Raw genomic sequence first — 20333 nt, forward strand, 5'->3', positions numbered from 1 at the left:
TCAGTCGAGACAGAACTCGTTGCCCTCCGGATCGTTCATCACGATGAAGCCGAGGCTCAACGGCTGCTCGGGCTCGAAGCGCTGAATCCGCTTCGCCCCCAATGCGACAAGCCTGTCGCACTCGGCTTCGAGCGCCGCCATGCGCTCGTCTCCCACGAGCCCGGGTGCGGCGCGGATGTCGAGGTGGACGCGGTTCTTCGCGATCTTGTCCTCCGGGACCTGCTGGAAGAAGATCCGCGGCCCTTCACCGTCGGGGTCTTCGAGGGCCGACCTGGTGTTGCGCTGATCCTCGGGCACGCCGACCCGCTCGAGGAACTCGGCCCACGCGTCCAGCGGGGCGGTGCCTTCGGGCACCTCCACCCCGGGAGGGCCGGGGTGGACGTAGCCCAGGGCGTCACGCCAGAAGGTCGACAGGGCTTGGGGGTCGAGGGCGTCGAAGCTGACCTGGAATTCGCGGCTCTTGCGGTTCATGGGACCACTCTGACATGCCTAGCGGACAGGATCGGTCCGCTATCTCTGGCACAGTGGGTGACATGGAGGACGAGCGCGGGACGACCGAACGGGTGCTCACCCTGCTCGGCCTGCTGCAGCAGCGCGCGGTGTGGACCGGCCCGGAACTGGGCGAACGGCTCGGCGTCACGCCGCGCACGATCCGGCGCGACGTCGAACGCCTGCGCGCGCTCGGGTATCCGGTGCAGGCGAGCAACGGCGTCGGCGGCGGCTACCAGCTCGGGCCCGGCCACGACATGCCGCCACTGCTGCTGGACGACGAGGAGGCGATCGCCACCGCCGTCTCGCTGCTCGCCGGCGCGGGCAGCGGTGAGGCCACGCTCCGGGCGCTGACGAAACTCGACCGGGTGCTGCCGACCAGGCTGCGCCACGAGGTGAGCGCGCTGTCCGGTTCGGTGGTCGCCTTCGACGGAAGCCGCGCGCCGATCGACCCCGACGTACTGATGACCCTGGCCCGCGCTTGCCGCGACGAGGTCGAGGCGGGCTTCGCGTACTCGTCCTCCTCGGGTTCCGCGGTGCGGCGGGTCGAGCCGTATCGGCTGGTGGCTTCCGGGCGGCGCTGGTACCTGCTCGCCTACGACCTCGACCGGGACGACTGGCGCACCTTCCGCGTCGACCGGATGACCGAGGTTTCCGCGCGATCGTGGCGTTTTCGCCCGCGCCCGTCTCCCGACGCGGCGGCCTACGTGCAGGAGAACATCGCCAGCCGCGTCTACCGGCACCAGGCGCGATTCCTGGTGCACGCCCCCGCTCCGGTCGTGCGGGCGCAGATCCCGGCTTCGGCGGCCGTGGTACGGGAACGGGGCCGTTCGCGGTGCGAGGTGGTGAGCGGGGCCGGGGATCTCGACTTCCTGCTGATGCACGTGGTGGTGCTGGGGCACGCGTTCGAGGTGATCGAGCCGGTGGAGCTGGGGGAGCGGTGCCGGGTGCTGGCCGAACGGCTCTTGGGTGCGGCTGGTTCGGAGACCCCGCAATCAGCCGACTAATTGCGGGGGAAAGACTTCATCGCCCGGTCCACCGGGGCGAACGCCCGGCCGTCCACGCCGCGTAGAACTCCCCGTGGTCCTTCGCCGTCATCAGCAAAGCCTGCGTGATCGCCTCCAGCTCGATGGAACTCCCCAGGTCCATATCCAGCTCCCGCGTCAACAGGACCTTCGTCGTCCCATACGCCAGAGCAGGTCCATCGGCCAAACGCCGAGCCAGCGCGGAAGCTTCGGAAGCAAGCTCAGCGTCGGGCACCACCTTCGAGGCCAGGCCGATCGCCTCCGCGCGGGTCGCGTCGATCTTGTCGCCCAGCATCAGCAATTCGGTCGCCCGGCCCAGGCCCACCAGCCGCGGCAGCAGGTACGCCGAGCCCATGTCCGCGCCGGCCAGGCCGACCTTCGTGAACAGGAAGGCGAACTTCGCCGAGGACGCCAGCAGCCGGAAGTCGCTCGCCAGCGCGATCACCGAACCCGCGCCCGCCGCGATGCCGTTCACCGCGGCGATCACCGGGAGGGGGCACTCCCGCAGCGCCTTCACCACCGCGCCGGTCATCCGCGTGAACTCCAGCAGCTCCGCGGACTCCATTTTCTGCAGCTCGCCGATGATCTCTTCGACGTCGCCGCCGGAGCAGAAGCCGCGGCCCCGGCCGGTGACGACCAGCACCCGGACGTCGCCGCGGTGCGGCAACTCGGCCAGCAGATCGCGCAGGTCCGCGTAGACCTCGAAGGTGAGTGCGTTCAGTTTTTCGGGGCGGTCCAAGGTGACCGTGGCGACGCCATCGTCCACGGTGAACTCGAAGTGCTCCCAGTCCGCCGTGATCGGCGGCGTGGCGCGGAACGGGCTCATGACTGGATCCCACCTCCATCGAGGACGAGTGTCTGTCCGTTGATCGCGGCGGCTTCGGGCGCCGCGAAGAAGGTCACCGCGTGGGCGACCTCGTCGGGTTCGAGCAGGCGGCCAAGGGGCGACGCGGCGGCCAGGGCGGCTTCCGCGCCGGCTTCGTCGCGGCCGGTCCGTTCCTGGATCCGGGCGACCGACGCGGCCGTCATGTCCGTGCGAACGAAGGCCGGGCAGACGGCGTTCGCGGTGACGCCGGTGCCCGCCAGTTCCGCGGCGGTGGCCCGCATCAGGCCGACGGCGGCGTGCTTCGACGCGGTGTACCCGGCCGTGTAGCGGTAGCCGATATGCGACGCCGTCGAGGCGACGGTGACGATCCGGCCGGTGTCGCGCGACCGCATACCGGGCAGAACCGCGCGTGTGCACAGGAAAGCACCGGTCGCGTTGACCTCGATCTGGGTGCGCCACTGCTCCAGCGACGTCTTCGCCAGCGGGGCGCTCGCCGAGATCCCGGCGTTGTTCACCAGCACGTCCACCGGGCCGAGGCCGTCGAAGTACCGCGCGACGGCGTCTTCGTCGGTGACGTCGCACTCGGCCCGGCCGGGGGCGTGCACCTTGTCCCCGGCGGCCCGGAACCGGGCGGCGATGGCCGCGCCGATCCCGCGGGTCCCGCCGGTGACGACGACGATCCTGCTCACTCTGCCTCCACCCGGCGCAACGCGCGCCGATCGAGTTTTCCGTTGGCGGTGCGGGGGAGTTCGGTCACGAACACCACCTCGCGCGGGTACTTGTGCTTCGCCAAGTGTGCCCGAGCGTGGTCTTTCAGTTCCTCGGCCGTGGCGGAAGCGCCCTCCGCCAGGACGACGCACGCCCGCGGGACGACCAGGCCGTCGACCGTGACACCCAGTACCGCGCAGTCGACGACCGCGGGATGACCGATGAGACAGTCTTCGATCTCGCTCGGCGCGACGAACACACCCGACACCTTCAGCAGGTCGTCGGCGCGGCCGTGGTGGTGGAAGTACCCGTCGCCGTCGCGGCTGAACAGGTCGCCCGTGCGCAGGGTGTCGCCGCGGAACGTCCGCGCGGTCTTCTCCGCGTCGCCGTGGTACTCGCGCGCGATGGTCGGGCCGGTCACCTCCAAGGTGCCGATCTCCCCATCCGGTAAGGGATCGCCGCTCTCGTCGAGAACGCGAGCGGTGTAACCGGGTACCTCGCGGCCGAGGCTGCCGACCCGCTGAGCGCCGGGCACGTTGGAGAGATAGATGTGGTACGCCTCCGACGAACCGATCCCGTCGATCACCGGGACACCGAACAGGTTGTCCCACTTGCGATGCAGCTCCGAAGGCAGTGCCTCGCCCGCCGACGTCGCGAGCCGCAGCGAGCTCATGTCCACGCCTGCCGCCGCAGGGTGGGCGATCATCGCGCTCATCATGGTCGGCACGTTGACCAGGATCGTCGGCCGGTAGCGTTCGATCAGGGAGAACAGCAGGTCGGCGGTACTGCGCTGCGGGAACACGATCCCGGAGGCGCCGACGCCGAACGGGAACAGCGCGGTCAGGTCGCGCGCGTAGCCGAAGAACAGCTTCGGCACGGCCAGCACGCGGTCGTCCTCGCGGAGGCCGAGCACGCCGAGCGCGTACCGGTCGAAGCTCTCCAGCGCGCTGCGCGCCGGGTGCACGCACGCCTTGGGGGAGCCGGTGCTCCCGGTGGTGAACTTCCAGATCGCGACGTCGTCCAGCGTGGTCGGCGCGGCCTCCAGTTCGGCTGACGCGGATGCGGCCAGCGCGTCGAACGAGTGCTCGCCGGGCTCCAGTGCGACATCGCCGACGACCAGCAGGTTCCGCGCCCCGGCTTCACGCAGCGCGGGCAACGTCGAGCCGTCCGCGATGACGACGGCGGCCTCGGTGTAGTCCAGGTAGTACGCGTAATCCTTGGGCTGGAGGAAGGAATAGACCTCGGCGGTGACCGCGCCGATCTTCTGCGCCGCGTACCAGACGGCCACGAACTCCACGCCGTCGTTCAGCGCCAGCAGAACCCGCTGTCCACTTCGGACACCCAGGTCCCGCAGCACGTTCCCGGCCCGGTTCACCCGCGCCGCCAGATCCGCGTAGGTGACTTCCTCGTCGCCGCACAGCAACGCCGTCCGCTCGCCGGGAAGGCGGTCGACGAAATGGGTCGCCAGATTGAAGGTCATACCAGTTCTCGGATCGCTTCGACCAGGATGTCGGTGAGCACCGAGAACGTCTTCTCGCCTTCTTCGGCGGTCGCCTGGGCGGGCGTGCCGCAGTAGGCCTCGGTCATGCCGGCCGAGGTGAAGTCCGTGATGGTGGTGCGCGCCAGGTCGACGTGGACCGGCGGAAGGTCGCGCTGGACGGCGGCGTCGACGAGGTCCGGCCGGTCGGCGAGCACCAGTGACGTCTCGTACTGCCCGGCGTGACACTCGCCGGAACGGAACTCGTCGGTGAGCCGTTCGGCGTACCGGCGGCGGACCAGGTCGACGAAGCCGACGCCCGCCGTCTCGGCCACGCGCCGCAGTACCGCCAAGTGAGCCGGTTCGAAATGGTTGTTGACCAGCAGGATCCGGGTGAGTCCCTGCCCGCTGAGCGCCCCGCAGATCTCGGTCAGCAGCGCGTACAGGATCTCCTCGCCGATCGAGATGCCCCCCGCGAACCCGGCGGCGAGCCGCGTCACCCCGTACGGCACCTCGGGCAGGATCAGCACCCGGACACCGGGATCACCGGCCAGCCGCGCGGCGGCGCGCTCGCACATCCCGCGGGAGATCAGGGGATCCGTGCCCAGCGGCGCGTGTGGTCCATGCGGCTCGACGGCGCCCACCGGCAGCAGTAGCACGGGAACGCGCTCGTCGGACGCGAGCGCGGCGACCTGAGGTGAGCTCAACTCCGCGAAGTACGTCACCCGAGTCAAGCTACACCGCAGCGGCCTGAGGTGTATAGAGTTGCTCGTATGCCCGAATCGGCCGCGCCCCACGGCGACCCAGGTCCCCAGGAACTGGTGATGACGCTGCTCGGCACCTACGTGTCGCCGCGCGAGAGCCGCCGTGTCTGGTCCGGCGGCCTGGTCGGCGTGCTCGCCGGGCTCGGCTTCTCCGACGGCGCCGCGCGGATCGCCCTGGCCAGGCTCGCCCGCCGTGATCTGCTCGCGAGACACAAGGCGGGCAGGCTCGTCCACTACTCGCTGACCCGCCGCACGATCGCGCTCCTGGAGGACGGCGACCGCCGGATCTTCTCGCTCGGCAGGCGCGAACGCGAGGTCGGGGAGTGGACCGTGCTGTGGCAGAGCATCCCGGAGAGCCGCCGCCAGGCCAGGGAACGTTTGGTGCGCCGCCTGCGCTTCCTCGGATTCGGGCCGGTCCAGGACGGCACCTGGATCGCCCCGCACGACCGTGAGGCCGAGGTGCTCGCCCTGCTGGCCGAGCTGGACGTCTCCGAACACGCCGGGCTGATGCTCGGGAAACCGTCGGCGAGCCTCGACGTCCGGCGCTTCGCCGCGAGGGCCTGGAACCTCGACGGCCTCGCCGCGCGGTACGACGCGTTCGTCCGGGATTTCGGCGGATACTCGGGCGACCTGCCTGACGCCGAGGCGTTCCGGGTCCGAACCTGGCTGACGCACACGTTCCGCGCCTTCCCGTCACTCGATCCGGAGCTCCCGGTCGGGCTGGTGCCCGCTCCGCCGAGCCGGGCGGCCGCGGTCGACCTGTTCCACGATCTCTATCACGCGCTGGCCCCGGCGGCGCAACGCCATTTCGACGAGGTGACGGAAAAGTGACAGGTGACCGGGAGAGGCTCTTGATCTTTTCGGGATCGCGCCGGCGGCGCGGTCAAGGTCGGCGCGATATCGATGGAGTGACAGAAAAATGAACGACACTCAGGCCGCATTGAGTTACACATCCTACCTTTCGCTGGACGAATTGCTGGACGCACAGCGTCCGCGGTCCGACGAACACGACGAATTGCTCTTCATCGTGATCCACCAAGTGTATGAACTTTGGTTCAAACAAGTTCTCCACGAGGCGCTTTACCTGCAGGAGCAACTCGAAGGGGGTAACACCGCTCACGCCGTCCGCACACTGAGGCGAATCCTGACTATCTTCAAGGTGGTGGTCGCGCAGATCGATGTGCTCGAGACGATGACTCCGAGCCAGTTCACCAGTTTCCGTGCGCGACTCGACGCTTCGAGCGGGTTCCAGTCGGCCCAGTTCCGCGTTCTGGAGGCCGTCCTCGGCCGCCGGGACGAGCGGGTGTTCGCGCACTACCCCGAAGGAGGTGACCAGCGTGCCCAGATCGCGGACGCGATGTCACGGCCGTCGCTCTTCGACTCCTTCGTCACCTACCTCGCGGTGAAGGGGTACGACGTCCCGACCGGGCGCGATGTCACCAAGCCACTCGAACCCTCTCCGGCGCTCCAAGAAATTCTGTTGCGGGTCTACCGCGACGACACCGGGCCGTCCGTCGTGGCGGAGCACCTGGTCGATCTGGACGAAGGGATGCAGGAGTGGCGGTATCGGCACGTGAAGATGGTCGAGCGGACCATTGGAGACAAGACCGGGACGGGGGGTTCGTCGGGAGCGCACTATCTGCGTACGACGCTTTTCTCCCCGATGTTCCCGGATCTCTGGGCTGTGCGGAGCAGGCTTTGACGAACCTCGACGAACTCCGCCGCGACCCCAACGCGCTCGCGGCGCACTACACGGAATTCGGTGTGGCGGACCGGATGCTGTTGACCGGGCACTCGCACCAGGCCTGGCCGGACGTCGCGCGCGAAGGCCTTCTCGAAGCCTTCGCCGACGCCGCCGAAGAGGTCGACACCAAGTGGGCGCGGGCCTTCGCCAAGGCGGACGAGATGCGGGCCGGGTTCCGGGCGCTGCTCGGTGACCCGCACGGCGATATCGCGCTCGGCGCCAGCACCCACGATCTGGTGATCCGGTTCCTCTCGGCGATGGACCTGCCGCGCCGTCCGCGGCTGGTCACCACCGACGGCGAGTTCCACACGCTTCGCCGTCAGCTGGGCAGGCTGGCCGAGGAAGGGGTCGAGGTGGTCCGCGTCCCGGCGGCGCCGGTCGGCACGCTGGCCGAACGCGTCGCGGCCGAGGTCACCGAAGACACCGCCGCCGTGCTCGTCTCGGCGGTGCTGTTCGAGACCTCCCGCCTTGTGCCGGGTCTCGCGCATCTCGCCGACGTCTGCCTTTCGAAGTCGGTGAACCTCGTCGTCGACGCCTACCACGCGCTCGGCGTCGTCCCGTTCTCGCTGCACGACCTCGGGCTCACCAACGCCTGGGTCCTCGGCGGCGGCTACAAGTACCTCCAGCTCGGCGAGGGCAACTGCTTCCTGCGGATGCCCGCGCACGCGCAGGAACTGCGGCCGGTCGTCACCGGCTGGTACGCCGAATTCGGCGCGCTCGCGGACGAGCGCCGGCCCGGCCAGACCGCCTACGCCTCCGGATCGGACAGGTTCGCCGGAGCGACCTACGACCCGACGAGCCACTACCGGGGCGCCCGCGTCTTCCGGTTCTTCGCCGAGCACGGGCTCACACCCGAGTTCCTGCGGGAGGTGTCGCGGCACCAGGTGGGCTACCTCGCCGAGGGCTTCGACAAGCTGGGGCTGCCCGAGGACGTCATCACCCGTGACCGGGAGACGCCGCTGGACCGGATCGGCGGATTCCTTTCGCTGAAATGCGCCGACGCCGGCGCGCTGCGGGCCGCCCTCGGCGAACGCGGCGTCCGGACCGACAGCCGCGGCGCGTACCTGAGGTTCGGGCCGGCACCGTATCTGTCCGACCGGCAGCTCGACTCCGCGCTCCACGTCCTGAAAGAGGTCGTCGACGGCTGAGACAGCTCGCCCCCGGCTTGGCGAACGGACCGGGGCGATCTAGGTTTGCGATGTGGCACCGTCGCCGCCGGACGACCTTCGTCGGGGACTGTGCCTTGTTGCAGGAACTTCGCACGTGAGCCACAAGCAGCGTGCACTCCAGGACAAGGAGTCACCACAGTGACCGAAGTGTTCGGCCAGGGAACGGGCCATGAACAGGTCGTCTTCTGCCAGGACCAGGCCACCGGCCTGAAGGCCATCATCGGGGTCTACTCGACGGCGCTCGGGCCGTCACTGGGCGGGACCCGCTTCTACCCCTACGAATCCGAAGACGCCGCCCTCACGGACGTCCTCGCGCTGTCGAAGGGGATGGCCTACAAGAACGCGCTCGCCGGGCTCGACCTCGGCGGCGGCAAAGCCGTCATCATCGGCGACCCCCAGAAGCACAAGACCGAAGCGCTGCTTCGCGCCTTCGGCCGGTTCGTCCAGTCGCTGGGCGGCCGCTACATCACCGCCTGCGACGTGGGCACCTACGTGCAGGACATGGACATCGTCGCCCGCGAATCGGAGTTCGTCACGGGCCGCTCGCCGGAGAACGGCGGCGCCGGCGACTCCTCGGTGCTCACCGCTTTCGGTACCTACCAGGGAATGCGTGCCTCCGCGGACGCCGTCTGGGGCGTTCCGGACCTCGCGGGCCGCAAGGTCGGCGTCGCCGGGGTCGGCAAGGTCGGGCACATCCTCGTCGGGCACCTGATCGAGGCAGGCGCGCAGGTGGTCATCACCGACGTCTCGCCCGCGGCGATCGAGCGCACCCGCGCGGCGTACCCCGGCGTCGAGGTCGTCGCCGACATAGACACGCTGATCCGCACCGAGCTCGACGTTTTCGCGCCATGCGCGCTGGGCGGGGTGCTCACCGACGAGACCGTCGGCGTGCTGCGGTCCAAGATCGTCTGCGGCGCGGCCAACAACCAGCTCGCACACCCGGGCGTCGGCAAGCAGCTCGACGACCGCGGCATCCTCTTCGCGCCGGACTACCTGGTCAACGCGGGTGGCGTTATCCAGGTCGACGACGAGCGGCACGGTTTCGACTTCGCGCGCGCCAAGCGCAAGACGACGGCCATCTTCGACACCACCAAGGCGGTGTTCGCGCTGGCCAAGGCCGACGGTGTGCCGCCGGCGACGGCGGCCGACCGGCTGGCCGAGCGCCGGATGGCCGAGGTCGGTGGACTGCGGTCGATCCTGACGGTGTAGCTCTCGCGTCCGGTAACGCCATGAAAGGTCCTTTCCTTGCAAATTTCGCAAGGAAAGGACCTTTCATGGCACTTGCCGTGGGTCGGCAGGGTGCGAGAACTCAGCCGCTCTTGCGACGGAAGGTGCGCTTGTTCGCGGCCGGACCGTGCGCGTGCAGGTTCTTCCCGCCGCCGTTCTCGTGCGCCGAGCCCGAGCGGGCCTGGGCCTGCTTGCGCTCCAGGGCCTCGCGGAACTTGCGCTTGGTGTCGTCCTCTTCGCCATCCGCTGGGGACGGTGCCGGTTCAGTCATTGCTACCTCCGAGGTGACGACATGTGACGTTCTCACCCTGTCAGGAACCGACCGGCTTGGCGAGTCGATTTACGTCACCTGGGCGGCGTGGGCAGCTGGACCGGGCCGCCGAAGCGGACCCGGTCGCGCAGCAGCGGCCGCCAGCAGTGGTCGCACAGCAGGATCGGCTTCAGCCGGTTACCGCAGTCCACGTGGTCGAGCGTGATGTCCGGCTCCTGACCCGGGACCTCGAAACCCCGCGACCACTCGGCGATGAAGGCCAGCGCGGGGAAGAACGCGAGCCCTTTCGCCGTCAGCCGGTAGTCGTGCGCGTCGGTGCGGGTCTTCGCGGTCCCGGTCCGCAGTACGCCGACGTCCACGAGCTTCGACAGCCGTCCCGAAAGCACGCTCGGTCCGATGCCGAGTTCGCGTTCGAACTCCGAGAAGTGCCGTGCCCCGAGCAGCGCGCTCACCACGAGCCCGGTCGACCACCGGTCTCCGAGGAGCTCCATGGTGTCGGGGAAGAACATCAGCGGATCGCCCGCGAGGGATTCGGCGTCCTTGCGGCGAAAGCGTTTCGACGCCGTCGCTTCGACGACGCCGGTGTCGTCGAGCCGTCGCGCGCGGACGTCGCGGGCGTCGACCCGCCGTTCGCAGGAGGCGCAGCCGAGCGGCGCCGAAGTGGCCAGCTCGCAGTCGAGGTGGATCAGCGTCGGCAGCACGGCGCGCCGTCCCTCGACCCATTCCCGTTCCCAGGCCCAGATCGAGATCAGCAGCGGCCACAGGTCGAGGCCGCGTTCGGTGAGCCGGTACTCGTGCCGCGTGCGGCGCGCGTCCCGGTACGGCGTGCGGACGAGCACGCCCGCCTCGACCATCGCGCGCAGCCGCCCGGACAACGCGGTGGGGGAGATACCGAGCCGCAGCCGGAGTTCCTCGTAGCGGCGGAACCGCAGGAAGAGGCTCTGCAGGATCAGCAGGGTCCACTGGTCCCCGAGCAGTTCGAGCGCGTGGCGCAGTGGATCGCCCGCCGGCCGGACGCGCTGCGCCGTCGCCTCTGTCACGTGGTTCCTTCCGAGGGGGTGTCGCTGTCAGCGTACTACTGACTACAACAGTAGAAGCCTATTGACACCTGACTACAGCAATCGTAGTGTCTCGGCCATGGCCAGTACCTCCGAACAGCCGGTGCTGGTGGCAGCCGCCGCCGGCGAAGCCGAGGTCAACCCGTATCTGATGGGCGTCTACGCCCCGGTCGGGGAAGAGATCGACGCGAGCGATCTCGAGGTCATCGGCGAGATCCCCGCGGATCTGAACGGCGTGTACCTGCGCAACGGGCCCAACCCCCGGTTCAAGCCGGAAGGGCGCTACCACTGGTTCGACGGCGACGGCATGATCCACGCCGTCCACCTGGAGAACGGCAAGGCCCGCTACCGCAACCGCTGGATCCGCACCAAGGCCTTCGAGGCCGAATCCGCGGCGGGCAGGGCGCTCTGGAAGGGCGTCATGGAATCGCCCAAGGGCAACCCGTTCGGCAACACGCACGGCCTGAACGTCAAGGACAGCGCCAATACCGACCTGATCTTCCATCGCGGCAAGGTGCTCTCCACCTGGTACCTGTGCGGCACGCCGTACGCGGTCGACCCGCTGTCGCTGGAGACGCTGGGCGCGGAGGACTTCCTCGGCACACTGGCCGGCGACATGATGGCGCATCCGAAGGTCGACGAGCGCACCGGCGAGATGTTCTGGTTCGACTACGGGCCGCGGCCGCCGTACCTGCGTTACGGCGTGATCAGCGCGGACGGCAAGGTCGCGAGCACGACCGAGATCGAACTTCCCGGCCCGCGCCTGCCGCATGACATGGCGATCACCGAGAACTACGCGATCCTGATGGACTTGCCGCTGGTCCAGGACATGGAGGCGGCTCGTAACGGACGGCACAAGCTGCTCTTCGACCGTTCACTGCCGAGCCGGTTCGGGGTGCTTCCTCGCTACGGTAACGGTAGCCAGATCCGCTGGTTCGAAGCCAGCCCCTGCTACATCTACCACGTCGTCAATTCCTGGGAGCAAGGCGAGGAAATCGTCCTCGACGTCTGCCGCGTGCAGCGGCCGCATGATCAATTGGCCACCCCGGCAGCCGACGCGCACACCCCGCTCGCCAAGATGCTGTCGTACCTGCGGCTGGACGCTTCGCTGCACCGCTACCGGTTCAACCGGCGGACCGGGCAGTGCCTGGAGAACCAGCTCGACGACGACAACACCGAATTTCCGTCCGTCGACTCGAGGGTGGTCGGCGGCCGGAATCGCTTCTCCTACGCGGTGCACATCTCGCCGGATTCGACGCTCAAGTTCGACGGCTTGGTGTGCTACGACAATCGTGCCGACGTCAAGACGGAACACCGTTTCGGTCCTGGCCGGTGGGGCAGTGAGGCGCCGTTCGCACCTCGCGACGGAGCGGCCGCCGATTCCGACGACGGCTATCTGGTGACCTTCGTCCAGGACGAGCGTGAGGGTCGCTCGGAGCTGGACGTCTTCGACGCCGCCGATCTCGCTGCCGGACCCGTGGCCAGGGTCCTGTTGCCCCAGCGTGTCCCGCTCGGTTTCCACGCTACCTGGGTCCGGGCGGACCAGCTGGAACCTTCCCGTACCCGATGATCCCCTTCGTGCCCGCCCACCGGAGGGGTGTGGGCAGGCGCAGGGCCGGAAAGCCGCGTCCGAGTCGCCCCTTCCAGGGGGTGGGGCGACTCGGGCATGGTGGCCGCCAGGCGACGCCGTACCACTCCGGCGAGTGAGCCGATCGCGGTCGCGGCGGCGAAGACGACCGCGGCGACGCCGGTCTCGGCGGTGAACTGGAGCGCGCCCAGCGTTCCGACGGTGAATCCCGAATGGACACCCCAAGCGATCACCGCCGTCCCGGCGGTCGCGGTCGCGCTCGTCGCGATACCGGTGACGAGTACGACCAAACTCAAAGCCGGCAAGGAAAAGACGTGATGTCGCGCCGAACCGAGGAGCCCGGCCGCCGACGCCGCGGCGACGACGGCGACACATCCGAACGGGAAGCCGAAACACTCGGTTCTCCTCATCCGTCCAGGGAACACCGCGTCACCGGACGGGTCGCGGGCGTGAACGGCTTCCCTACGTCTCCGCCGGGATTCTTGACGGGATCCTGACCCTCAGGCCTTACGCGCGTGCGCGACGATCGCGTCGGCGATCGCGGGCCACAGCTGCCGCGGCAGTTCGTGCCCCATCCCGGGGAGCAGCAGCAGTTCGGCGTCCGGGATCGCTTCCGCGGTCGCCTTCCCGCCGCTGACGTTGATCAGCGGATCGCTCTCGCCGTGGACGACCAGCGTCGGGACCCGGACCTCGCGCAGTTTCGCCGTGCGGTCACCCGAAGCGACGATGGCGGCGGCCTGCCGCAACGCGCCCGCGGGGTGATTCGCCCGGTCGTAGTTCCGGGTGGCCTTCATCCGCAGGAATTCCTCGTCGGACGGGTGACCGGGCGAACCGACGAGCTTGAACCACTCGACACCGTCTTCGATCGCCCGCTCCCGGGTGGCCGCCGGCGGCCGCGTCAGCCCGGCGAGCGCGGCGGGCTCGGGATGCCCGACCGAGGGATCCCCGGTGGTCGACATGATCGACGTGAGGCTGAGCAGTCGCTCCGGCGAGTCGATCGCGAGCTGCTGCACGATCATCCCGCCCATCGACGCGCCGACGACGTGCGCGCGGCCGAACCCGAGCGCGTCGAACAGCCCGGTGACGTCGGCGGCGAGATCCGACAGCAGGTACGGCGCGGAGGTCTGGTCGCCCGCGGCGAGCGCGGCCAGATCCGGCGCGGGGAGATCGTCCAGATAGGACGAAAGGCCGACGTCGCGGTTGTCGAACCGGACGACGTGGAACCCGTCGTCGGCGAGCAGCTCGCAGAAGCCGACCTCCCACGTCACCATCTGGGCCCCGAGTCCCATCACCAGTACCAGCGGCGGATCCGCGGGGGAGCCGAAGGTGTCGTACTCGAGTTCGAGGCCGTTCACACGCGCGCGGGGCATGGCACGATCCTGCCGGAAGCCCCCGCCGTACGACCAGACGAATGCGGATACGGTAGCCCGCATGCCGACTTTCCCCGAAGACGCGGGTTCGCGCCCCAGGTCCCGCGCGGCTTCCGGACGGCCGGCCGTCACCAGGGACCGGATCGTCGACGCCGCGCTGGAGCTGTCGGCCGAGTCGGGCCTGGAGAACTGGACGCTGCGGCAGCTCGCGGCCGCCGTCGACGCCTACCCCGCGGTCGTCTACCACCACGTGGGCGACCGGGACACCGTCGTCGTCGCGGTGCTGGACCGGGTGGTCGGCGAGCTGACCCTGCCCGACGAGACTCTGCCGTGGCGGGAATGGTTCGACGAGTTCCTGCCGACGGTGCGGAGGGTGCTGCGCCGCTATCCCGGTTCGGCGCGGCGGCTGGCCCTGTTCGGGCCGTCGGTCGCCGCCGCTGTGCCGACCATGAACGCCGGCATCGGCCGTCTCCTCGCGGCGGGCTTCGGCACCGAGTCGCCGTTCGCGTACAACCTGCTGCTCGCCACCGCGTGCCAGTTCGTCGCGATGGAGGACGACCGCGAGAGCGCGATGGCGCTCCAGCTCGACCGCTGCGAGGGCTACGCGTCGTACCGCACGCGCGAGGACCTGCCGGGGATGGCGGCGCTGGGCGAGTCGGTTTCGGCGCTGGTCGCGGACCCTGACCTCGCCGCCGGTTACTACGAGCGTCTTTACGACTACGCCGTGCAGCGCTGTCTCGACGGATTGGAACTCAGGCTCACCCAGTTGAACGCTCTCAGAAGTTTGACAGAGCCGTGACAGGGAATCGGCGTAGTGTGGAGGAATACCGGTGCTCGTCACCGGTCCCGAAGCCCCTGGCACCCACCTCCCCCTCGAGGTGCCGGGGGCTTCTCCCTGAAGATGACACCGATGGCGTATCGGTCGGAGTGGTGTCTTAGGTACCTGCCGCAGCATGTAGCGGGAGTTGGTTGCAGGTCCGTGAAGGCCTCCTTGCCTACCCTGAAGGTAGGGAAGGAGGCCTTCACGGACTGTGCGATCGCCATCCGCGGCCCCAGCGACACCATCAGCCCCAGCAGTCACAGCGGCGGCGCGTGAAGGACCCCTTCCCCTCAAGTAGCTGGAGGGGCCTTCATGTACGCACGGCTCCAGTCGCGGGGATAGCCACTCACGATTACCCCAGCCGGCGCCTCAGCCTCGCTGGATCTCTGGGAAGACCTCGCCGACCAGCGTGACCAGTGACTTGCTGAGCAACGTGTGCACCTGCGCGCGATCGAGCGAGCCGCGTACGAGCCATTCGCGGCCCGCCGCCTTGACCATCCCGCCGAACGCGCGGACCAGCGCGTTCAGCTCCTGCCCGTGTTCGCTCTCGCGGGAGAGCCCGACCGCTTCGAGTACCCGGTCCGCCGATTCGCGATCGGCCTCCTCCAGGATCCGTTCGACTTCGAGGTCGCGGCCGATGCCCTCCGGCGCGATCGCGGCCAGCCACATCTTCTCCTGGCTGGTGACCATGTCCAGGAACCAGTCGATCGCGACGTCGGCCCGCAGTTCGAGCGGCCCTTCCGGCAGGATCTCGACGGCGAGCCGCGGCACGGTCAGTGCCCGCCGGATGATCTCCAGATAGAGCTCGCGTTTGGTACCGAAGTAGTGGTTGAGCAGACCCCTGGCGACCCCGGCCTCCGCCGCGATGTCCGAAGTGGACACTTCCGAGTACGGGCGGTCGGAGAAAAGGCGGGCCGCGCAGGCGAAGATCTGCTCCTTGCGTTCGTCCGGTTCCAGTCTCCGCCATCTCGGCGCCGGCTCGGTGGTCATGTGGTCAATCTTCCCACGATCGATTCAGCGGGGCCGGGCAGCGGCCGAATCCCTTTTCGCCGCCGAAAGGCGCTGTGACATCCAAAAGCAAAGTGTCAGTTAATCCGGCGTGTACCGTCTGTTGGCCCGCTGGTCTTTACCGTCTTCATTCAGGTGGCATGCCGTGCGCGCTGTCGGGGCGCGTTTGCCTCCTACCGGCCCGGCCTGGCGAGTAACCCCCCCTAGCTCGCCAGGCCCGGGCCTTCTTCTTGCGGTGAGGGACGTTCGGCGGGCAGAAGCAGCGTGAACGTCGTCGGCGACGGGCTGGTCAGCCGCAACCGCCCGCCCTCCGCCTCGGCCAGGCTCCGCGCCAGCCGCAGCCCGATCCCGTTGCCTTCGTGTTCCTCGGTCCGGTCGGCGGTCGCGAACGGATCGCGACCGTCCGGGATGGCGCCCTCGTCGCTCACGTCGATGGCCAGCGCGTCCCCGGCGTCGCGCGCGAGGACGGAGACCGTGCCGCGCCCGTGGGTCGCCGCGTTGTCCAGAAGCACGGCGAGCACCTGCCGCACCGCCGCGTCCGCCGCCCGCGCCGGGAGGGCCTCTCGTCCGCTGATGCGCAGCGCCCTGCCACGTCCGGCGAGCAGGCCGTGCCAGGTCTGCCGGACCTCTTCGAAGAGTTTGCCCAGTTCGAGCCGCGCTCGCGGGGCCCTGGTCTGCTTGGCCAGCGCCAGCAGGTCGTCGATGGTGCGCTCCAGGCGGTCGGCCGAGGCGATGCCGTCGCGGATCGTCGCGTAGGGGTCGCGATCGGGGCTCTCCAAGGCCGCCTCGAGCTGCAGGCGCAGGCCGGTCAGCGGCGTCCGCAGCTGGTGGGAGGCGTCGGAGGAGAAGGTCCGCTCGCGTTCCAGCGTCTCGCCGATCCGCTCGGACGTGACGTCGAGCGCTTCGGCGACCTGATCGATCTCGCGGACCCCCGTCCGGCGGGCGCGGACGGTGAAGTCGCCCTCGCCGAGGCGTTCGGCGGTGGCGGCCAGTTCCTCCAGCGGGCGCGCCAGCCGGGTGGCGATCCGGCGCCCGATCAGCCAGCTGGCCCCGATCGCGAGCCCGGCGAGCACGATCATCTTGAGCCAGGTCAGCCGGATCTGGGCGTCCAGTTCGGACCGGGGGTGGGCGGCGCGGACCACGCCGACCAGCGACTGTCCGCTGAGCACCGGGACGGCCAGGACGACCTCGTCTTCGCGGGTCCCGGTCGCCATGTCGGTGTAGTGCGCTTCGCGGACGTATCGGTCTTCGCTGGCCGGGCCGTTGCCTGCCAGGAGCCTGCCGGTCGGGGTGTAGACCGCGACCCTGATCCCGCGGATGCGGTCCTTGTCCGGTTTGACCGGCCGGAGTTCCGGGACCCGGCCGTTGGCGAGATCGCCGGTCACGTCGAGCACGACCGTGTCGGCGACCCGTTCGAGGTCGTGGGTCGAGTTGCCCTCGTGGAACCTGGCGACCGCGACGGCCAGCGGTGCCCCGAACAGGGTGATCGCCAGCACCGCGGCCAGCACGGTGAGAGTGACGATCCGGCGGCGCACGGACAGAGTGTGGCCGACGAGCGTGAGGATCACCCACCCGACGCGATATTTTGCCGTCCGTTGACCTGAGATCAAGGCGATGTTGACCCCGTTCGCCTTACCTTGGGGCCATGCGCCGACGTGCCGCCGTCATGGCAGGCCCGGGGCCCGGATCCGTCCCCCTCGTCCGGTTCGCCGTCCCGGGCGAGTGTGTGGCCGTGCTGCCCGCCGGAAGCGGTGACGCCCCCGGCGGAACTCCTGGTGTCGGCATGCTGCTCAGACGCGGCAACCTCTTCGATCACCTCACCGTCGCACGGAACGTCGTGCTGGCGGGACGGCTGGCCGGCCGCTCTCTCCGCGCTGCGGACGACCTGCTCGACCTGGTCGGCCTGGCCGGACGCGGTGACGACTACCCTGGCACGCTGTCGGCGCTGGAAAGCGCGCGTGCCGGAGTCGCCGTCGTGCTGGCCGGAGCCCCTGAGACGGTCCTCGCCGACGAGCCGGCCGGTGAACTCGACGGGCTCGCCGCACTCGAACTGATGGATCTGCTGTGCGCCGTCGCGGCCCGCGGGACGGCCGTCGTCGTGGCGACCCGCGACCCCGAGATCGCGGCGGCCGCGCACCGGATCGTGAGAGTGGCGTGACGGCACCACTGGTCCGCACCGACGAGCTGGCGCACACCTATGGTTCCGGGCTGACCGCCGTGGTCGCCGTGCACGGCGTCACCTGCGAGATCTGCGCGGAGACTCGCGCGGTGGTGACCGGCAGGGCCGGTGCCGGGAAGACCACGCTGCTGCATCTGCTCGCCGGGATGAAGAAACCGACGGCGGGCACCGTCGACTGGCCCGCCTTCGAGCCGTCGCCGCCGGGCCCAGACCTGGTCGGGCTGATGCTGCAGGACGGCGGGCTGCTGCGCGATCTCGACGTCCGGCTCAACGTCGCCCTGCCGCTGGTGCTCGCCGGCCGGACCGGCACCGCGGTCCGCGACGCCGTCGACGGCGCGCTGGAGCTGGTGGGCCTGGCGGGCTTCGCCAAGAAGGCCCCCCGCGACCTGACCGGTGAGCAGATCCGGCTGGCCGTCCTGGCCAGGGCGCTCGCGCCCGCGCCGAAACTGATCCTCGCCGACGACCCGGCGGGCTGGCTCGACCAGCGCGAGGGGGAGCGGCTCCTCGGCAGGCTCCTGGGGGCCGCGGACCAGCTGGGCGCCGGACTGCTGGTGGCCACCGCCGAAGAGGCCCCGGCCGGGCTGTTCGGCGAGCGCTGGGGGATGGTCGACGGGAAGCTGGTGCGGGACCGGTGATCGCGGCGATGGCGTTGTGGGTCGGCGGGATCGCGCGCGTGCGCCCCGCCAGGCTCGGTGTCCCCGCGGCCGGGGTCGCGATCGTGACCACACTGCTCGCGGTGCACGACTGGGCCTGGACCCCGGCACCGCGCTGGATACCCGCGATGGTGCTCGTGGTACTGCTGGCCACCCCCTCGGCGCGGGTGCTGCGGGCGGATCAGGACCTGCTGCGCGCCCGCGGCGCCACCGGCGGGCAGGTATTCGGACTGGCCGCCGCCGAAGCCGCGGCGGCGGGGCTCGCCGGCGGCGTGACCGGGGTGACCCTGTCCCTGGCCTGTGGCTTCTCGGCCGGCACCGGCATAGCGGTCGTCCGGGAAATCGTTCTCTTGCTGGTCGCCGGGCTGCTCGTCGCGGCACTCGCCATCCTGCCCCCGGTGCTGCGCGAGTGGTACTTCGTCCCGGCCGACGGCGGACCGCCCTGGTGGTCGCCCTACGGCATCGACCTCATCCTGCTCGCGCTCGCCTTCGTCTGGCCGCTGTTCGGCTGGGCGGGCGGCACGATGCTGTTGTGGCGGTTAGTGGAGCTGGGTCTGCGCAAGGGGAAGCGGGCGATCGGCGGGATACTCCGGCCGCTCGTTTCGGGGCTCGCGGGCGTGATCGCGCTGTCCATTTCGTGGCGGAGCGCGCTCCTGGCGCGATCGGTGGTGCTGGTCGCGCTGGCGGTGGCGTTCGCCATCTCGACCGCCCTCACCAAGGACGGCTGCGGCGAGGCCGAGGTGGATCTGATCGCGTCCCTGATCCTCGCGGCCGCCGCGGCGGGCCCCTCGTTCGGGGCGGCGCTCAACGAACGTCGCCGCGATCTGCTGATCGTGAGCACGCTCGGCGGGAAACGCCGCCAGGTGGCGGCGTTCATCGCGGGCGACGCGCTGGTGGTCGGCGGCGGTGGCCTGATCGCCGGGCACCTGCTGGGCGTGCTGTTCGTGTTCCTCGCGCAGGTGGAGAGATCACCTTCGCGGCACGGGTACTTCGGGTTGCTGGCGGTGGTGGTGATCGTGTCGTGTGTGGCGGCGTCGGCGCGGATCGCGCAGCTGGCCGCCCGGGACGAGGTCTCCGACCTGCGCGACTACTAGCCGCACTCGCGTGCTCCAACTCCGCACACACGTGTTTGAAGACCGCACTCGCGTGCTTGGAGACCGCACTCATGAGTGCGGTCTCCAAACACGCGAGATCCGGGTTCAAGCACGCGAGATCCGGGCTTGAGCACGCGAGTGCGGTGTTCGCGCTCGGATCCCTAGCCCTCGAAGGGCTGTTCGAGACGGTAGCCGTGGCCGCGCAGCGTCGAAATCCTCGGCGCCTGCTCGGGGGTGGGCGCCGACTCGGTCAGCTTCCGGCGCAGCGCGGCGATGTGGACGTCGAGGGTCTTCGTCGAGCCGTACCAGTGCGCGTCCCACACCTCCGACATCAGCGTGTCCCGGCTGACCGCGACGCCCGGCTGCTCGGCCAACCGGGCGAGCAGGTCGAACTCCTTGGCCCGCAACGAGATCTCCCGTCCGCCGACGCTGACCCGCCGTCCGGCGGTGTCCACCCGCAGATGGCCGATGGCGATCGCGGGCCTGCTCTCCGGCGGAGCCGTCCCGCGCCGCAGATGTGCCCGGACCCTGGCGAGCAGCTCGCCGAGCCGGATGGGTTTGGTGAGGTAGTCGTCGGCGCCGGCCTCCAGGCCGACGACGACGTCCATCTCCTCCTGCCGCGCGGTCAGGATGACCAGGACGGCGCCGGGAAGCTCCGCCCTCAGCCGACGGCAGACCTCGACCCCGTCCAGATCCGGCAGGCCGAGATCGAGCAGGACGAAGTCGATGCCGCCGTCCGCCGCGGCCGCGAGCGCGGTGCGGCCGTCCCGCTGCCAGGAAACCTCGTAGCCGTGCAGGCGGAGAGTCGATTCGAGGACACCGCCGATCGCGTCGTCGTCTTCCACCACCAGCAGTTTCGGCAT

22 protein-coding genes are annotated in these 20333 nt (G+C 69.8%); 11 read left to right on the forward strand and 11 right to left on the reverse strand.

Annotation, left to right across the window (positions count from 1 at the left end; translation table 11 throughout):
- Complete coding sequence (locus AC069I_RS29680; protein ID WP_478266884.1) at positions 1-471, reverse strand: VOC family protein; 471 nt, start codon at positions 469-471, stop codon at positions 1-3.
- A 62-nt stretch (positions 472-533) separates the two neighbouring features.
- On the opposite strand from AC069I_RS29680, the gene AC069I_RS29685 reads away from it, so the two are divergent.
- Positions 534-1496, forward strand: coding sequence for a helix-turn-helix transcriptional regulator (locus tag AC069I_RS29685; protein ID WP_478266885.1), 963 nt, complete (start codon positions 534-536; stop codon positions 1494-1496).
- 16 nt (positions 1497-1512) lie between these two features.
- On the opposite strand, the gene AC069I_RS29690 is transcribed toward AC069I_RS29685, so the two are convergent.
- Genes AC069I_RS29690 through AC069I_RS29705 form a run of 4 tightly spaced genes read right to left on the reverse strand, consistent with a single transcriptional unit; the run spans position 1513 to position 5250 of the window.
- Positions 1513-2340, reverse strand: a complete 828-nt coding sequence (locus AC069I_RS29690; RefSeq protein ID WP_478235697.1) for an enoyl-CoA hydratase family protein — start codon at positions 2338-2340, stop codon at positions 1513-1515.
- Entirely contained in the window at positions 2337-3029 is a 693-nt protein-coding gene (locus AC069I_RS29695; protein ID WP_478226474.1) for an SDR family NAD(P)-dependent oxidoreductase, read from the reverse strand. The genes AC069I_RS29690 and AC069I_RS29695 overlap by 4 nt, the downstream gene beginning before the upstream one ends.
- A complete protein-coding gene (locus tag AC069I_RS29700; RefSeq protein ID WP_478266886.1) occupies positions 3026-4528 on the reverse strand; it encodes a benzoate-CoA ligase family protein in 1503 nt (500 codons plus the stop codon). The genes AC069I_RS29695 and AC069I_RS29700 overlap by 4 nt, the downstream gene beginning before the upstream one ends.
- Complete coding sequence (locus tag AC069I_RS29705) at positions 4525-5250, reverse strand: creatininase family protein (protein ID WP_478266887.1); 726 nt, start codon at positions 5248-5250, stop codon at positions 4525-4527. The genes AC069I_RS29700 and AC069I_RS29705 overlap by 4 nt, the downstream gene beginning before the upstream one ends.
- A 48-nt stretch (positions 5251-5298) precedes the next feature.
- On the opposite strand from AC069I_RS29705, the gene AC069I_RS29710 reads away from it, so the two are divergent.
- The 4 genes from AC069I_RS29710 (at position 5299) to AC069I_RS29725 (ending at position 9411) form a co-directional block, all read left to right on the forward strand.
- On the forward strand, positions 5299-6120 hold the full coding sequence (locus tag AC069I_RS29710; RefSeq protein ID WP_478226471.1) for a PaaX family transcriptional regulator: 822 nt from the start codon (positions 5299-5301) through the stop codon (positions 6118-6120).
- 88 nt (positions 6121-6208) lie between these two features.
- Positions 6209-6991, forward strand: a complete 783-nt coding sequence (locus AC069I_RS29715) for a tryptophan 2,3-dioxygenase (RefSeq protein WP_478226470.1) — start codon at positions 6209-6211, stop codon at positions 6989-6991.
- On the forward strand, positions 6988-8181 hold the full coding sequence (locus AC069I_RS29720) for a kynureninase (RefSeq protein WP_478226469.1): 1194 nt from the start codon (positions 6988-6990) through the stop codon (positions 8179-8181). Before AC069I_RS29715 ends, AC069I_RS29720 begins: the two co-directional genes overlap by 4 nt.
- Positions 8182-8340: 159 nt before the next feature.
- Positions 8341-9411, forward strand: a complete 1071-nt coding sequence (locus tag AC069I_RS29725; RefSeq protein ID WP_478266888.1) for a Glu/Leu/Phe/Val family dehydrogenase — start codon at positions 8341-8343, stop codon at positions 9409-9411.
- A 100-nt stretch (positions 9412-9511) separates the two neighbouring features.
- Here the strand turns inward: AC069I_RS29725 and AC069I_RS29730 are convergent, their stop codons facing one another.
- Together AC069I_RS29730 and AC069I_RS29735 are read right to left on the reverse strand one after the other, a co-directional pair.
- Positions 9512-9700: a DUF5302 domain-containing protein gene (locus tag AC069I_RS29730; RefSeq protein WP_005162443.1), complete on the reverse strand. Its 189-nt coding sequence runs from the start codon at positions 9698-9700 to the stop codon at positions 9512-9514.
- A gap of 74 nt (positions 9701-9774) precedes the next feature.
- Positions 9775-10740, reverse strand: coding sequence for a winged helix-turn-helix transcriptional regulator (locus tag AC069I_RS29735; RefSeq protein WP_478226467.1), 966 nt, complete (start codon positions 10738-10740; stop codon positions 9775-9777).
- A gap of 97 nt (positions 10741-10837) precedes the next feature.
- Here AC069I_RS29735 and AC069I_RS29740 point away from each other — a divergent pair, with 97 nt between their 5' ends.
- Positions 10838-12328 (forward strand): carotenoid oxygenase family protein, encoded by a 1491-nt coding sequence (locus tag AC069I_RS29740; RefSeq protein WP_478266889.1) that lies wholly within the window; start codon positions 10838-10840, stop codon positions 12326-12328.
- 96 nt (positions 12329-12424) lie between these two features.
- The gene (locus AC069I_RS29745; RefSeq protein ID WP_478266890.1) at positions 12425-12664 is read left to right on the forward strand and encodes a hypothetical protein; all 240 of its coding nucleotides are present in this window, start codon (positions 12425-12427) and stop codon (positions 12662-12664) included.
- 182 nt (positions 12665-12846) lie between these two features.
- Here the strand turns inward: AC069I_RS29745 and AC069I_RS29750 are convergent, their stop codons facing one another.
- Positions 12847-13716 carry an alpha/beta fold hydrolase gene (locus tag AC069I_RS29750; RefSeq protein WP_478226464.1) on the reverse strand — a complete coding sequence of 290 codons (870 nt, stop codon included), beginning with the start codon at positions 13714-13716 and terminating at the stop codon, positions 12847-12849.
- Between the two features lie 61 nt (positions 13717-13777).
- On the opposite strand from AC069I_RS29750, the gene AC069I_RS29755 reads away from it, so the two are divergent.
- Positions 13778-14515 carry a TetR/AcrR family transcriptional regulator gene (locus AC069I_RS29755; protein ID WP_478226463.1) on the forward strand — a complete coding sequence of 246 codons (738 nt, stop codon included), beginning with the start codon at positions 13778-13780 and terminating at the stop codon, positions 14513-14515.
- A 390-nt stretch (positions 14516-14905) separates the two neighbouring features.
- Here AC069I_RS29755 and AC069I_RS29760 read toward each other — a convergent pair whose 3' ends face one another.
- Together AC069I_RS29760 and AC069I_RS29765 are read right to left on the reverse strand one after the other, a co-directional pair.
- Complete coding sequence (locus tag AC069I_RS29760) at positions 14906-15526, reverse strand: TetR/AcrR family transcriptional regulator (RefSeq protein ID WP_478266891.1); 621 nt, start codon at positions 15524-15526, stop codon at positions 14906-14908.
- Positions 15527-15747: 221 nt separating this feature from the next.
- Positions 15748-17112, reverse strand: a complete 1365-nt coding sequence (locus AC069I_RS29765; protein WP_478266892.1) for a sensor histidine kinase — start codon at positions 17110-17112, stop codon at positions 15748-15750.
- A 77-nt stretch (positions 17113-17189) separates the two neighbouring features.
- On the opposite strand from AC069I_RS29765, the gene AC069I_RS29770 reads away from it, so the two are divergent.
- From AC069I_RS29770 to AC069I_RS29780, 3 genes are read left to right on the forward strand one after another with little or no spacing between them, the layout of a single operon-like run.
- A complete protein-coding gene (locus tag AC069I_RS29770) occupies positions 17190-17702 on the forward strand; it encodes a P-loop NTPase family protein (protein ID WP_478266893.1) in 513 nt (170 codons plus the stop codon).
- A complete protein-coding gene (locus AC069I_RS29775; RefSeq protein ID WP_340686502.1) occupies positions 17699-18358 on the forward strand; it encodes an ATP-binding cassette domain-containing protein in 660 nt (219 codons plus the stop codon). The genes AC069I_RS29770 and AC069I_RS29775 overlap by 4 nt, the downstream gene beginning before the upstream one ends.
- On the forward strand, positions 18355-19470 hold the full coding sequence (locus tag AC069I_RS29780; protein WP_478266894.1) for an ABC transporter permease: 1116 nt from the start codon (positions 18355-18357) through the stop codon (positions 19468-19470). The genes AC069I_RS29775 and AC069I_RS29780 overlap by 4 nt, the downstream gene beginning before the upstream one ends.
- Positions 19471-19631: 161 nt before the next feature.
- Here the strand turns inward: AC069I_RS29780 and AC069I_RS29785 are convergent, their stop codons facing one another.
- Positions 19632-20333: a response regulator transcription factor gene (locus AC069I_RS29785; RefSeq protein WP_478226457.1), complete on the reverse strand. Its 702-nt coding sequence runs from the start codon at positions 20331-20333 to the stop codon at positions 19632-19634.

The organism is Amycolatopsis sp. NPDC043885 (genome assembly GCF_056435685.1).

Bases quoted from the DNA above. Each gene is read 5' to 3' on its own strand.
- AC069I_RS29680 (WP_478266884.1), bottom strand. From the start codon at position 471: ATGAACCGCAAGAGCCGCGAATTCCAGGTCAGCTTCGACGCCCTCGAC.
- AC069I_RS29685 (WP_478266885.1), top strand. From the start codon at position 534: ATGGAGGACGAGCGCGGGACGACCGAACGGGTGCTCACCCTGCTCGGC.
- AC069I_RS29690 (WP_478235697.1), bottom strand. From the start codon at position 2,340: ATGAGCCCGTTCCGCGCCACGCCGCCGATCACGGCGGACTGGGAGCAC.
- AC069I_RS29700 (WP_478266886.1), bottom strand. From the start codon at position 4,528: ATGACCTTCAATCTGGCGACCCATTTCGTCGACCGCCTTCCCGGCGAG.
- AC069I_RS29710 (WP_478226471.1), top strand. From the start codon at position 5,299: ATGCCCGAATCGGCCGCGCCCCACGGCGACCCAGGTCCCCAGGAACTG.
- AC069I_RS29715 (WP_478226470.1), top strand. From the start codon at position 6,209: ATGAACGACACTCAGGCCGCATTGAGTTACACATCCTACCTTTCGCTG.
- AC069I_RS29730 (WP_005162443.1), bottom strand. From the start codon at position 9,700: ATGACTGAACCGGCACCGTCCCCAGCGGATGGCGAAGAGGACGACACC.
- AC069I_RS29740 (WP_478266889.1), top strand. From the start codon at position 10,838: ATGGCCAGTACCTCCGAACAGCCGGTGCTGGTGGCAGCCGCCGCCGGC.
- AC069I_RS29745 (WP_478266890.1), top strand. From the start codon at position 12,425: ATGGTGGCCGCCAGGCGACGCCGTACCACTCCGGCGAGTGAGCCGATC.
- AC069I_RS29750 (WP_478226464.1), bottom strand. From the start codon at position 13,716: ATGCCCCGCGCGCGTGTGAACGGCCTCGAACTCGAGTACGACACCTTC.
- AC069I_RS29755 (WP_478226463.1), top strand. From the start codon at position 13,778: ATGCCGACTTTCCCCGAAGACGCGGGTTCGCGCCCCAGGTCCCGCGCG.
- AC069I_RS29760 (WP_478266891.1), bottom strand. From the start codon at position 15,526: ATGACCACCGAGCCGGCGCCGAGATGGCGGAGACTGGAACCGGACGAA.
- AC069I_RS29770 (WP_478266893.1), top strand. From the start codon at position 17,190: ATGCGCCGACGTGCCGCCGTCATGGCAGGCCCGGGGCCCGGATCCGTC.
- AC069I_RS29785 (WP_478226457.1), bottom strand. From the start codon at position 20,333: ATGCCGAAACTGCTGGTGGTGGAAGACGACGACGCGATCGGCGGTGTC.